Raw genomic sequence first — 13,143 nt, 5'->3', positions numbered from 1 at the left:
AAGTCGCAGGCAGGTTAATACACCTTATCAGGCCGAGGTTGCGACGTCTAAAACAGAGCAGTGCGATATCGTTCCAATGCAAGCAAACCGCAGGCTATAACATAGACCATTGAAAGCAGGATTCCAGTAAGAGACGTCGAAATCGGCAGCCTGAGCTTCAGCAATTCGGCGCTGAGCGACTAATCAACTTCGCTTATTCGCGTCCGCGTATTTGCGTTCTGCGCAGTAGCTGTGAGCCCATCGTCCTGTTGACGCGGGCCATGGCTTTTTTGTCAGGTCGGGCAACGCTTCGGCGCCCGCGGTGTTTTCTTTGCCTGGTTGAATTCGAGCAGTAGCATGTCGCGAAACCCGTTTGCCGCCGTAGACAACGGGCGAGCGGTCGACGTAATCAGATACGCGCGATAGTCGATGCGCGGCTTGAACGCGGCGATGTGATAGCCCAGATGCGCGAACTCGAGCGCCGACTCGCGGATCACGAGCCCGACGCCCAGACCATGCGCCACCATATGGCAGACCGTCGATGCCCACGGGGTCTCCGCGCGAATGCGTCGCTCGACGCCGCTCGAATCGAACACCGCATCGATCGACGTGCGCGCCTTCACCTTGGCGGCCATCGAAATGAAGTCTTCGCCGGACAGATCGGTTGGCTGCAACACAGGTCGTCCAGTCAGGCGGTGCCCTTTGGGCAGAATGCAGACAATCTCCGAACTGGCGATTTCCTCGCTACGCAACCCCTCGCGATCGGATGCGCGCAGCGCGATACCGAGATCGATGGTCTGCCGCGACACGGCTTCGATCACGCTATCGGTCGACATCGGCTCCAGCGACGTCAGCAGTTCCTCACGCCCCGCGACATAGCGTGTGATCCGTTCAGTGATCCAGCCCTCGGCGAATGCGGGAAATACGCCGACGCGCAAATAGCCGCGCCGCATGGTGCCGATTTCTCTCGCTACATCGTTCAGGTAATCGAGGCCGCGATATACCTGCGTGACTTCGGCGAAGAAAATTTCCGCTTCTGGCGTCGGCACCAGCTTGCCTCGGCGCCGCTCGAAAGCGACGAAACCGGCCTCCTGCTCGAAGCGCTCGATCATCCGGCTCACGGCCGGTTGCGATACGTTAAGGCGCTGTCCGGCGGCGGTGATCGAGCCGTGCGTCATCACCGCGACGAACACTTCCATCTGCTTGGCATTGAGCCTGGCCACGAGCCTGTCTCCCCGATTATTGGCGCAACGCGGTGGTGTTGAAAGCCACCGTGCAGCGATTTTAGGGCATTACATAGAGTAGGATCAAACGAACAAAATTGTACTAGATGTAATAGTTTTGCCTGCCTATAGTCGCTTCATCGACGCATTGCGCGCCTTTCAAAACGACTGCTTCACGAGGACAGGCCAGTGGACATTGAAGCTCGAAAAGACATGCAGGACGCCGCTGCGTTTTTCACGGAGACGCCGGTCGCCCGCCGGCAAAATGGCGAAGCGTACAGGGCCGCCGTGCAGCAGCCTGCGGGCTTGCGCATTCACGCGCGCCCGAAGAAATCCGACTGGTTCTGGTACGCCATGCTACTTGTCGTCGTCATCCTGTTCGTCGAACTGGTGGTAGACAACCCGCGCTGGCAATGGGACATCGTCGCCCATTACCTGTTCAACAAGCGCGTGCTGAAGGGATTAGGGAATACGCTGGTCCTCACCGCGTCGTCGAGCGCGCTTGGCCTGTGTTTTGGGGTCGTGATCGCCGCCTGCCGGATGGCCGACAACGCAGTGCTGCGCGCCGCCGGTTACGTGTACATCTGGATCATCCGCGCGACGCCGCCGCTAGCAATGCTGCTGTTGCTGTTCTTTCTGTCGGCGCTGATTCCGCGGCTCTATCTGCCGCTGCCGTTCCTTCACGCGAATCTGTTCGACATCGACACCAACCAGATCATCTCGCGCTTCAGCGCGGCCGTGATCGGTCTCGCGATGTACCTCGGCGGCTATAGCGCGGAAATTTTTCGCGGCGGCGTCTCAGCCGTCGATCGCGGACAGCGCGAAGCCTGCAAGGCGATCGGCATGAGCGATTTCCACACGATGTGGCATGTGGTCATGCCGCAAGCGGTGCGCATCATCATTCCGCCGCTCGCCAACGAACTGATCACGATGTTCAAGAACACGTCGCTCGTCACGGTGATCGGTTACGTCGAACTCCTGACGACCGTGCAGTTGATCTACGCGACCAACTTCGAAACGATTCCGCTGCTGACCGTCGCCTGTATCTGGTATCTGGCGCTGACGAGCCTCGCAATGGCGGCGCAGAGTCTGCTTGAACGTCACTTCAGGAAAGGAGTGCGGACGTGAACGCGATCCACGAGGACACATCGGCGATGAACGACACGACACGCTTTCTCGACATGCGCGCCGTCACGAAGCAGTTCGGCGACTTCACCGCGCTGGATGCCGTGGACTTCTCGCTGTCCAAAGGCGAAGTCGTTGCGATGATCGGGCCGTCCGGTTCGGGCAAGAGCACACTGCTTCGCTGCATCAATATGCTCGAATTGATCGACGCCGGCAGCATCACCTTCAAGGGCGAAGTGCTCGGCACAGAAATGCGCGGTACGCGGTGCGTGCGCCTGCCGAAGAAAACACTCGATCAGCAACGCCGTTACTTCGGCATGGTCTTTCAGGGCTTCCATCTGTTCCCGCACTATTCGGCGCTCGACAACGTGCTGGCCGGCCCGTGCATTGTCGGGCGCAAGCGCAAGCGCGACGTGATGGAGCGCGGCAAGTATCTGCTGTCGCGCGTTGGACTCGCGGACCGGATGCACCACTACCCGGCCGAACTGTCCGGCGGACAGAAGCAGCGCGTCGCGATTGCACGCGCGCTCGCAATGGAACCAGAAGTGATGCTGTTCGACGAGCCGACCAGTGCGCTCGATCCGGAACTCGTCAACGAAGTGCTCAACGTGATCAGGGAGCTGGCGCTCGCGGGCACCACGATGGTCGTCGTCACGCACGAGATGGAATTTGCGCGCAAGGTGGCGAGCCGCGTGGTGCTGATGGACGGCGGCCGCATCGTCGATGAGGGCACACCGGCCCACATCTTCAATGGCGGCGGCACCGAACGCTGCAAACGCTTTCTTTCCAGCCTGCGCACCTAGCGCATGGCGGTTAACCGGTGTTTTGGAAACTTCGATCGGGATTGTAAAAATGACTGCTACAGACGGAAAGATCAGAATTGGCCTCTCGATGCGCTATCTGGGTTATCACATGGCCGCATGGCGGCATCCGGATGTGCCGGCAGCGGGCGCCATCGATTTCAATTACTTTCTTCGTACTGCAAAGAAAGCCGAAGAAGCAAAACTCGACATGATTTTCTTTGCCGACGGAATCGGTATCCGCGCAAACGATACGCCTAAAGGATCGCTCGCCCGCGACGCAAAGAATGCCGAACTCGAACCGCTGACCTTGCTGGCGGCGATCGGCGCGTGCACGTCGCATATCGGCCTCGTCGCGACGGCTTCGACCACGTACAACGAGCCTTTCCATATCGCACGCAAGTATGCGTCGATCGACCATATCAGCGGCGGCCGCGCGGGCTGGAACGTCGTCACGTCGTGGTCGCAGCAGGAAGCGTGGAATTTCAGCCGCGACGAACATCTCGGCTATGACGAGCGTTATGAGCGCGCGGACGAATTCGTCGAAGTGGTCAGGAAGCTCTGGGATAGCTGGGAAGACGACGCGTTTATCCGTGATAAGGCGAGCGGCGTCTTCTATGACGAGGCGAAGCTGCACGTGCCGGATCACAAGGGCAAGCACTTCAAGGTGCGCGGCCCACTGAACTCCGCGCGCACGCCGCAAGGCCGGCCCATCATCGTGCAAGCCGGTGCCGCCGAAGCGGGACGCGAACTTGCCGCGCGCTATGCCGATGTCGTCTATAGCAATGCAAGCGGCATGGAAGGCGCCAAGGCCTACTATGACGATCTCAAAGGCCGCCTTGCGAAATACGGCCGCAGGCCGGATCAACTTTTGATCATGCCCGGCGTCACACTGTATGTCGGCAAGACGCGCGGCGAAGCGCAGGACAAGTTCGATCAGTTGCAAAACCTGATCGATCCGCTTAGCGGACTGGCCATTCTGTACGGCGTGCTCGGCGATCTGTCCGAATACGATCTAGACGGCCCGGTGCCCGATGTCGGCAATCAGCGTGTGCGCAGTATTGCGGAAAATCTGCTGGCGCTGGCGCACAGGGAAAACCTGACGATCCGCCAGATGTACAAGCGCGTGGCCTCGGGCAATAACTGGCAGATCGTCGGCACCGCGGAAGACATCGTCGACGAAATGGAAAGGTGGTTCCGGGCCGGCGCTGCCGATGGCTTCAATATCTGCCCGGCGACGTTGCCGCAAGGTGTCGACGACCTGACGCAATACATTCTTCCCGAGCTGCGCAAGCGCGGACTGTTTCGCACCGAGTACGAGGCGAGCACGCTGAGGGGCAATCTCGGACTGCAGCCCCTGCACTTTGGCGATTAGATTTCGGCGACTAAAAAAGTATCGTGCGCCGCTTGCCAAGGAGCGGTGCCTTTCTGACGCGAGGCGTTTCACATGAGCACCGACACGACCGACGAAATTTTCCGCAACGCGATGGCGCGCTTCACCAACGGCGTCACGGTCATCACGACCGCTATAAGCGGCACGCCGTTCGGCCTGATCGCGACATCGGTGTGCAGCCTGTCAGCCGATCCACCGACGGTGCTCGCCTGCGTAAACCGAAGCGCGAGCGCACACGACGTGATCCTGCGCGTTAAGGTGTTTGCCGTCAATCTGCTGTCCGCCGACCAGAAGAACGTCGCGCAACGCTTTGCCACCGAGAAAGGGCCGTCCCGTTTCGATCCGGCGCAATGGAAAGCTGGCAAGAGTGGCGCGCCGTTGCTGACCGGCAGTGTCGTCTCTCTCGATTGCAAAGTAATCGCGACGCACAACGGGTATTCGCATACGATCTTTATCGGCGAGATCACCGATTCATCGACACACGACGACCCGTCCGCGCACTGTCTGTTCTGGCATCAGCGTCATTTCGCGGCTGCGGCAGTGGAAGCGCGATGAGCGCCACAGCAGAACATATGCTTTAGTCCGGTCAACCCCGTTCCAACCATCCCTACATAATGACCACGCCCATTCGTTTCACCCGGATCGTTGCACGACTCACTGTTGCCGCCACGCTCGGCCTGAGCGTTACGCCATCTTTCGCCGAAGACGCGCCGAATATCGACTCCATACCTGCAAGCCCCGAGCTTTCCGCGCTCGTGCCGGAGTTCTATCGTCAGAAGCAACCGATCACGGTTGCGGTCAATCCGGAGATCGCACCCGTCAAGTTCATCGACGAAGACGGCGACGTAGCGGGCTTCGCGCCCGATCTGGTCTCTGCTGCGGCCAAAGTTCTGGGGTTGAAAATCAGGTTCGTGCAGGCATCGTTCGATTCGTTGATTCCGGGCCTCGCCGCGAACCGCTTCGATGTGCTGTTGTCGCTTGGCGATTTTCCGTCGCGCCATAGCAAAGTGACGTTCATCGACTACTTGAACGTTGGCCAGACGATCGTCGCCTCGCCTAAGCGGCAATTGACGCTCAAATCACTCGACGATCTATGTGGGATGCGGATCGCGCTGCCGCGCGGCACGGCGCCGCTGCAACGGGCCAATGAAGTGAGCAGCAAATGCGTAGCGAACGGCAAGAAAGCGATCTCGATCGCGACGTATCCGGACACCAACATGACGCTGATGTCGCTGACCAACGAAGCAAGCCAGGCCGTGTGGGTCGACTCGCCCGCTGCGAACTACAACATCAAAAAGTTTCCGGACAAATACCAGGCGGTGTACTACTACGACCTCTCGTCATACGGAATCGGCTTTGGTGTCGACGACAACGGCAAGCGGCTCGCTCATGCGTTCCAGCAAGCCCTGATCAAGTTGCAGCAGCAAGGGTTCTACCAAAGTGTGATGCAGAAGTGGGGTCTGCCGGCGAAGGACGGACGCCCCACCTTCCCCGTCAACGATCCGCAGATGTGAACACTCGGGCTGGAAGCGAGCCAGCCTACGGCCTTTGTTTCTTCCTGCTCCAAGTCGCCACCCAGGCACGCGCGTGCGCATGACATGCCTTGACATCTACCGGTCGCAAGGCAAATACGGGAGAATCAATGTAGGACTGTCATCCGTTGGTCGCAGGTTCGAATCCCGCACGGTACCCAACATAGGCCGAGGTAGTTCGAGAAACCCCGTAAGATCAAAGTATTACGGGGTTTTTTTCATTTAGCCCCCTGCTGTTCTACTGGTATCGACGATTCCCACATTTGCGCATCCCGGACTTGGGGGGCGAGCCCGTGTTCAGAACGCGTCGAACCTGAGCCGCAGGGGCGGCGTTCCACGCCGCCCGGCTTTACGCCGGCCGCCGCCGCGCCTTCGCGACCGGCGCCTCCTCGGCCGGCTCCTCCACTTCGATGCTGCCCGGATCCGCGATCAACTGCGCGACCGGCGTGCCCGCCAACGAGCGTTCGAGAATCTCGGTAAGCGCAACGGCAATCTGAGCGCCCGACCAGCTGCCGCTCGGTTGATACCACTTCCGGCTCCAGTTCATTGCGCCCATGATCATGAAAATGGCGAGCTTCGCATTGCATGACACGATGCTGCCGTCCGCAATGCCTTCCTCGACCAGATCGCGCAAACCCTGTTCGAACCTGTCTCGCCGCTTGATGATCGCGCGCATGTGCACGGGCTTCATTGCGTTCTCTTCGAGCAGAACCACATAGCTGCCGTCCTCGCCGAGCATCAGGTTCAGATAACCGCGCAGCGTAGCCGCGAGTTTCTGCAGGCCGGTTCCGGCTCCCGCGCGCGCCTGCACGAGAATCTCCATGGCGCTGTCCATCGCCGAATCGTGGCAGAAATAAAGCAGCTCTTCCTTGCTGGGTACATACGTATACAGCGCGGCTTTCGTCACGCCGAGTTTCTTCGCGATTTCAGCGAGCGACGTGCCGTGATAGCCGCTCCGATTGAACGACGCCGCCGCCTCGCGCAACAGCACCTCGCGCTTGCGATCGAATTGCTCGCTCGCGCCCAACACCGCATTCTTCCAGGTGCTCATACACACACTCCGCAAAAGCCATGCGCAAACCGAAGCAAGCCGTCTCTCTGTTTCATCTCAGTGAGTGATTCAAAAAAATGATTCGAAAAAATTTGATCGGATGCCATTCTAACCCATAGGTCGGTCTGTTGCCCCTGCAGTCAAGTTGTGGTTAAACTAGGGCGACACCCCTTCTATTTCTTCTTCTCGAGACCTACCGGATGCTAAATCAAACCACTGCCGTCATCACCGGCGGCACGGCGGGTCTTGGCCGCGCCTGCGCCGAAGCTCTGCTCGAAGCGGGGGCCGCCGGCGTCCTTATCAACGGCCGCAATGCCGCGCGCGCCGAAGCCACCCGGGCCGAGTTGCAACAACGCTTTCCGGGCGCGACCGTCGCGCTTTCCATCGGCGATGCCGCGCAGCCGCAGATTGCCGAAAAGATCATGGCGGACGCAATGGCATCGCTCGGCCGTATCGACGTGCTGGTGAATTCTACCGGCGGCAACGACATGCCAAGGCTGTTGCATGAAATCGCCGTCGCGGAGATTCCCGGCATTCTCGAACGCGGCCTGTTTGCGCAGATTCTTTGCAGCCGCGCCGCGTTGCACTACATGCGCGAAGCGCGGCGCGGCGCAATCATCAACATCGCATCTGACGCCGCCAAGTTGCCGACACCCGGCGAAAGCGTGATAGGCGCGGCAATGGCCGGCATCGTCATGTTCACGCGCGGACTCGCCACCGAAGGCAAGCATGACGGCGTGCGCGCCAACATCGTCACACCGTCGATCACGAGCGGCACGGACCATTACGACAAGATCATGGCGGACCCGTTTGCCGGCAAGCTGTTCGGCAAAGCGGAGAAGATGGCGAAGCTCGGCGTGGTCACGAGGGAAGAACTGGCGGGCCTGGTGGTGTTTCTCGCGTCACCGGCCGCCGCGAAGATCACCGGTCAGGCGATCAGCATCACGGGCGGTATCTCGGCCGTCTGATCAGAACGGCTGCGCGGGGTGGCGGCCCGCGCCTAAGAGCGGAACCGGGGCGAGCGACGCTCCTGGAACGCCGCCAGTCCTTCGCTCACGTCCTCTTCCAGCAAGCCGCCCGACACGACCTCCTCCTCCAGCTTCAGTCCCGCCTCCAGCGACCCTTCGAGTCCCTCGCGCGCCAGCCGCTTCATCGTTGCAAGCCCGATGCGGCTGCGCGTAGCCAACTCCTCGCAGTAATCGAGCGCCGCCTGCCGCAGTTCGCCCGCTTCGACGACCCGATTCACGAGACCCCATTGCTGCGCAGTCTGCGCATCGAGCCAGCGCGCCGAGAAGAACAAATCCATGCTGCGGCGCAACCCGATCAAACGGGGGATCCGCTGGCTCGCGCCGAAGCCCGGCAGCAGGCCGTACTGTGCATGCTGATCGCCGAAGCGCGCGTCTCGTGCGGCGATCGCAATATCGCAGGCCAGCATCAATTCGAAGCCGCCGGCTAGCGATAAACCCTGGCATGCCGCAACTACCGGCAGGCTGCTCGTGGACAGCCGCTTCATGGTTTGGTGCGCAGTGCTGATAAAGCGGCGCATTTCGCCGATGTCCTGGCGCAACGAAAGAACCTCGTCGAGATCCGCGCCGGTGCAGAAATTCTTGCCCTGAGCGCAGATCATGATCGAGCGCACGCCCGACTCAGGCGTCTCGAACGCGTCCACGGCCGCGCTGATCGCCGCGAACACCGCAAGCGACAGGCAATTGAATTTTTCAGGCCGCGCGAGTTCGATGACACCTACGGTGCCGGCGCGGCTCACTGCGACAACGGACGGCTCGGTCATGCTGGGGTCTCCTTCTGTCCGACACTTTCCGGGTCGCCAATCCCCCCGGATTCATCGCCCACGATATCCGCAGCAATACCACGTGTCAATTGAACTGACTCATGGGTCAGATTGAGCTACCGAGGGTCGCCACTCCGGATCGTTTCACACATCTAGGTTGGGGTTTCCCTGTAGTTCATGCACATTTCCTCCCACCTTCCTATCGGCCCGAAACCCTCGCGACGGAAGGATGAACGGCCAGAAAAATATCCACAAGTAAGTTGTCTAACCGATCGGTTAGTTAGTTGACATCGTAGTCAGCATGGCGTTAAGCTGAATTGGAACGCGAGGCTGGCGGGCGGCATGGGCTCAGGCGGAGTTTCACGGGGCCGCATCGGCGTCATGCCGGCACAACCAACGGCAAGCGGGATTCTTCCCAAGCCCCAAAAAAACAGAATCAGGAGACACCCATGACCGCTTTTCGCTCGTCGGCATTCCGCGCGGTGCTAGCCGTGTTCACCTCCGCAGCGTGCATTTGTGCCGCCGCGCCCGCGTTCGCCGCAGACCCGATCAAGATCGGCTTCACCGGTCCCGCTTCGGGCGGCATGTCGCTGCTCGGCCAGGGCGTGCGCGACGGCATTCAGGTGTACGTCGATTACATCAACGACCAGGGCGGCGTGAACGGCCGCAAGCTCGAACTGATTGCGGAAGACGACGGCTACGAGCCCATGCGCTCGCTCGCCGGTGTAAAGAAGCTCGCCGAACAGGACAACGTGGTCGCCATCGTGTCGCCCACGGGCACACCGGGCGTCACCGCCATGCTGCCCTATGCGCAGGAACGCAGGCTGCCGATCATCGCGCCCTATGCGTTCAGCCACAAACTGACCACGCCGACACAGCGCTATGTGTTCACGTCGCTTCCCGAAGTGCGCCTGCAGGCCGACGTACTGGGCACCTATCTCGTGAAAACGCTCAAGCACACGAAAATCGCCGCCATCTACCAGAACGACGATTTCGGTCAGGACGCGGTAGCGGGCTTCGAAGCGCGGATGAAAAAGGACAACGTGCCGTTCACCAAGCTGCCGTTCGATCGCGGCACGTCGAATTTCAGCGGTGTGGTTTCGCAAGCTCGCCAGTCCGGCGCCGAAGACGTCGTGTTCTTCGGTATTCCGCGCGACGGCGCGCTGATCATGCGCGAAGCGAACAAGATGGGCTGGAAGCCGCAATTCAGCGGCCACAGCGCGCTCGGCGATCCGCAGACATTCACGCTGGCGGGCGCCGCGCTCGTCAACGGCGCGATCGCGGTAGCAGTGATGGAGCCGCTCGATTCGAAAAAACCCGCGGTGCTCGACTTCATCGCGCGCCAGAAAAAGTATCTGCCGAAGACACCGCCCACCACGTACAGCATGCACGGCTATAACGCCGCGGAGATTTTCGTCGAAGCGTTGAAGCACGTGCAGGGTGAGCCGACCGGTGACAAGATCGTCGCCGCACTCGAACAGATGAACAATTTCAACACCGGCCTGATGAGCCCGATCACGTTCACCGCCACGCAGCACGCCGGCAGCAACGCCGTTGCGTTCATGCGCGCGGAAGACGGCAAGTGGGTCATCAAGACCGACTGGATGAAGGCCGAATGAATCCCGACAAACGGACCGGTCTCAACGACGCACTGTCCGCCGTGCGCGACGGCCACACCGTCGCGCTCGGCGGCATGACGCTGTACCGGCGGCCGGTCGCCGCCGCGCTCTCACTCGCCGCAGCAGGGCGGCGCGATCTGGAAATTGTCACGCTCACGGGCGGCATTGAAACCGATCTGCTGATCGGCGCCGGTTGCGTGCGGCGTCTGCGCAGTTGCTATACAGGCCTCGAGGTGGTCGGCTTCGCGCCGCATTTCACGCGCGGCGTACAGAACGGCACGCTCGAACTGATCGAAGAGACCGAATACACGTTGAGCTACGGCGTGCAGGCTGCCGCCATGCGCGTGCCGTTCCTGCCGATGCGCGGCGATATCGCCCGCACGGATCTCCCCAAGGCGCGGCCCGACCTGAAAGCGTTTGCCTGTCCGCTCACCGGGGCGACGTTGTTCGCGGTGCCCGCGTTGCACGTGGACGTCGCGATCCTCCACGCAAGCGCCGCCGACCGCTTCGGCAATTGCAGCCTGCAAGGCCAGCTTGCGCTCGATCGTCATCTGCCCGCCATCGCCGACATTACGATTGTCACCGCCGAAACCATTGTCGAGCCCGACGAACTTCGCGCAATGGACGGCGGCGTGCAACTGCCCGGCATTTTCGTAACGCACCTCGTGGAAGTGCCGGGCGGCAGCCTTCCGACTTCGTGCTTTCCGCAGCATCCGCTGGATCTTGCGGCGGTACTCGATTACGCCGATGCCGCAGGCACGGCCGGCACCAGCGATAGCGGCGCCTGGCAGCAGTGGCTTGAAACCGCAACCGGAGCGCTGGCATGAGCGACGCAACAGACTCCGCCGCAATGAGCGATCTCCTGCTGTCAGACGAACAGCGCGCGCAGACCGACCAGATGGTCGTCGCAATGGCCCGCCTGGTCGAAGACGGCGACTTTCTCGCCGAAGGCATCGGCACGTTCCTCTCGACGTCCGCCTATATGCTCGCCAAACACATGCATGCGCCGAATTGCACGAGCCTGTGCCCGAACGGCAATACGCTGATGGAGGGCACGCGCGCACTGACGCTCGGCCACGACGAATTCGACACCGTGCCGCGCGCATCGGTATGGCTCGACTATCTGCAGATCAATCTGCTGTACATGCCGGCGATTTTTCTCGGCGGTAAACCGCGCTGGACGGAATTCATGCGCCCCGCGCAGATCGATCCGATGGGCGCGACCAACAATGTCTGCATCGGCGCGCACGAACGGCCGACGCTGCGGTTGCCCGGCTCGGCGGGTATTCCCGACGCGTCCACGGCGGCGAAGCGTTTCTACTACTATGCGCCGCGCCATACGCGCCAGGTGTTCGTGCCGTCGCTCGATTTCTGCAGCGGCGCGGGACATCCGGGACAAGGCAACGGCGTCGACATGACGATCGTCGTCATCACCAACCTGTGTGTGATGGCGAGCGGACCGTCCGGTCGTCTGCAGGTCACGCATCTGCATCCCGGCGTGACGCGCGGCGACGTTGAGCGCAATACCGGCTTCGAACTCAAGTGGCACGCGGACGTGGCCGTATCGCCGCCGCCCACCGCCGAGGAATTGAAACTGCTCGACACGCTCGTCGATCCGCGCGGACTGCGTTTCCTCGAAATGCTGAGCGGCAAGGCGCGCAAAACGCGTCTGAGAGCGCTCGCGGGCGGCGCCCTGCCAGCCGCGTCGAATCCGCCCTCGAACCCGAAGCACACGAAGCACACACAGGAGAGCGCCACATGACCGCGGAACTCATCATCGGCGGTCTCGCTTCGGGCAGCCTGTATGCACTGATCGGCATCGCCGTCGTCCTGGTGCTGCAAGCCACCGACGTGCCGAACTTCGCCCAGGGCGAAATGGCAATGTTCTCCACCTTCGTCGCGTACACAATGCTCAACACCTATTCGCTGAGCTGGTGGATCGCGCTGCCGGCCGCGATCGCGTTCGCCGCGCTGCAGGGAATCGTCGTGCAGCAACTGATCATCCGGCCGCTGCTGGGCTCGCCGACCATCAATGCGGTGATTGCGACGCTCGGACTGAACATGGCGTTGCACAGCGTCGCGGGAATGATCTGGGGCAATCTGACCAATGTGTTCACGAGCCCCGTGGCCGACCTGCCGGTGTTCAGGCTGTTCGGCGTGAACGTATCGCCCGACAGTGCGCTGACCATTCTGGTGTCGGTCGCGATGATCATCGTCTTTACGCTCATTCTGCGTCACACGCGAGCCGGCATCGCATTGCGCGCGGCAAGCCAGGACCAGGCGGTCGCGAAGCTGATGGGCATCTCGGTGAGCCGCTCGTTCGCACTCGCCTGGGCGATGGGCAGCGTCGCGGGTCTGGTGGCGGGCATCCTGGTCGCGCCAATCCTGTTCCTCGACGTCAACCTGATGGCGCCGCTGCTCATCAAAGGCTTTGCGGGCGCGGTGCTCGGCGGCCTGTCGAGCCTGCCGGGCGTGTTTGTCGGCGGCCTGTTGCTGGGCGTGGTCGAAAATCTGCTGGGCGCGTATGTGTCGGGAACCTTCAACGAGGCGTTGTCGTTCATCCTGATCATCGTTGTCCTGATCGTCGCGCCGGCCGGTATTTTCGGCCGCGTCAAATCGACCAAGGTCTGAG

General features: G+C 61.3%; 13 protein-coding genes. 10 read left to right on the top strand and 3 right to left on the bottom strand.

Translation table 11 applies throughout. The features are described from left to right. Positions 1-272: 272 nt before the first annotated feature. The gene (locus tag PDMSB3_RS08115) at positions 273-1,202 is read right to left on the bottom strand and encodes a LysR substrate-binding domain-containing protein (protein WP_007182214.1); all 930 of its coding nucleotides are present in this window, start codon (positions 1,200-1,202) and stop codon (positions 273-275) included. Between the two features lie 213 nt (positions 1,203-1,415). On the opposite strand from PDMSB3_RS08115, the gene PDMSB3_RS08110 reads away from it, so the two are divergent. The 5 genes from PDMSB3_RS08110 (at position 1,416) to PDMSB3_RS08090 (ending at position 6,034) form a co-directional block, all read left to right on the top strand. Next, positions 1,416-2,330: an amino acid ABC transporter permease gene (locus PDMSB3_RS08110; protein WP_232064140.1), complete on the top strand. Its 915-nt coding sequence runs from the start codon at positions 1,416-1,418 to the stop codon at positions 2,328-2,330. After that, positions 2,327-3,130, top strand: coding sequence for an amino acid ABC transporter ATP-binding protein (locus PDMSB3_RS08105; RefSeq protein WP_007182216.1), 804 nt, complete (start codon positions 2,327-2,329; stop codon positions 3,128-3,130). Before PDMSB3_RS08110 ends, PDMSB3_RS08105 begins: the two co-directional genes overlap by 4 nt. Positions 3,131-3,179: 49 nt before the next feature. Next, positions 3,180-4,502, top strand: a complete 1,323-nt coding sequence (locus PDMSB3_RS08100; protein ID WP_007182217.1) for an LLM class flavin-dependent oxidoreductase — start codon at positions 3,180-3,182, stop codon at positions 4,500-4,502. 72 nt (positions 4,503-4,574) lie between these two features. Continuing rightward, positions 4,575-5,075 carry a flavin reductase family protein gene (locus tag PDMSB3_RS08095; RefSeq protein WP_007182218.1) on the top strand — a complete coding sequence of 167 codons (501 nt, stop codon included), beginning with the start codon at positions 4,575-4,577 and terminating at the stop codon, positions 5,073-5,075. A 59-nt stretch (positions 5,076-5,134) separates the two neighbouring features. Next, positions 5,135-6,034, top strand: a complete 900-nt coding sequence (locus PDMSB3_RS08090; protein WP_007182219.1) for an ABC transporter substrate-binding protein — start codon at positions 5,135-5,137, stop codon at positions 6,032-6,034. 367 nt (positions 6,035-6,401) lie between these two features. On the opposite strand, the gene PDMSB3_RS08085 is transcribed toward PDMSB3_RS08090, so the two are convergent. Further along, entirely contained in the window at positions 6,402-7,103 is a 702-nt protein-coding gene (locus PDMSB3_RS08085) for a TetR/AcrR family transcriptional regulator (RefSeq protein WP_007182220.1), read from the bottom strand. Between the two features lie 200 nt (positions 7,104-7,303). Between PDMSB3_RS08085 and PDMSB3_RS08080 the strand changes: the two genes are divergently transcribed. Further along, positions 7,304-8,071, top strand: a complete 768-nt coding sequence (locus PDMSB3_RS08080) for an SDR family NAD(P)-dependent oxidoreductase (protein ID WP_007182221.1) — start codon at positions 7,304-7,306, stop codon at positions 8,069-8,071. Positions 8,072-8,103: 32 nt separating this feature from the next. Here PDMSB3_RS08080 and PDMSB3_RS08075 read toward each other — a convergent pair whose 3' ends face one another. After that, positions 8,104-8,892: an enoyl-CoA hydratase/isomerase family protein gene (locus PDMSB3_RS08075; protein WP_165185704.1), complete on the bottom strand. Its 789-nt coding sequence runs from the start codon at positions 8,890-8,892 to the stop codon at positions 8,104-8,106. Between the two features lie 449 nt (positions 8,893-9,341). Between PDMSB3_RS08075 and PDMSB3_RS08070 the strand changes: the two genes are divergently transcribed. Genes PDMSB3_RS08070 through PDMSB3_RS08055 form a run of 4 tightly spaced genes read left to right on the top strand, consistent with a single transcriptional unit; the run spans position 9,342 to position 13,142 of the window. Beyond that, positions 9,342-10,511: an ABC transporter substrate-binding protein gene (locus PDMSB3_RS08070; RefSeq protein WP_007182223.1), complete on the top strand. Its 1,170-nt coding sequence runs from the start codon at positions 9,342-9,344 to the stop codon at positions 10,509-10,511. Further along, positions 10,508-11,338 carry a CoA transferase subunit A gene (locus PDMSB3_RS08065; RefSeq protein ID WP_007182224.1) on the top strand — a complete coding sequence of 277 codons (831 nt, stop codon included), beginning with the start codon at positions 10,508-10,510 and terminating at the stop codon, positions 11,336-11,338. Before PDMSB3_RS08070 ends, PDMSB3_RS08065 begins: the two co-directional genes overlap by 4 nt. Then, entirely contained in the window at positions 11,335-12,273 is a 939-nt protein-coding gene (locus tag PDMSB3_RS08060; protein WP_165185701.1) for a CoA-transferase subunit beta, read from the top strand. The genes PDMSB3_RS08065 and PDMSB3_RS08060 overlap by 4 nt, the downstream gene beginning before the upstream one ends. After that, positions 12,270-13,142, top strand: a complete 873-nt coding sequence (locus PDMSB3_RS08055) for a branched-chain amino acid ABC transporter permease (protein WP_007182226.1) — start codon at positions 12,270-12,272, stop codon at positions 13,140-13,142. The genes PDMSB3_RS08060 and PDMSB3_RS08055 overlap by 4 nt, the downstream gene beginning before the upstream one ends. Position 13,143 lies beyond the last annotated feature (1 nt).

The sequence above is a fragment of the Paraburkholderia dioscoreae genome, assembly GCF_902459535.1.
GTDB classification, from domain to species: Bacteria; Pseudomonadota; Gammaproteobacteria; order Burkholderiales; family Burkholderiaceae; genus Paraburkholderia; species Paraburkholderia dioscoreae.
This window is presented reverse-complemented; position numbering and strand designations above follow the sequence as displayed.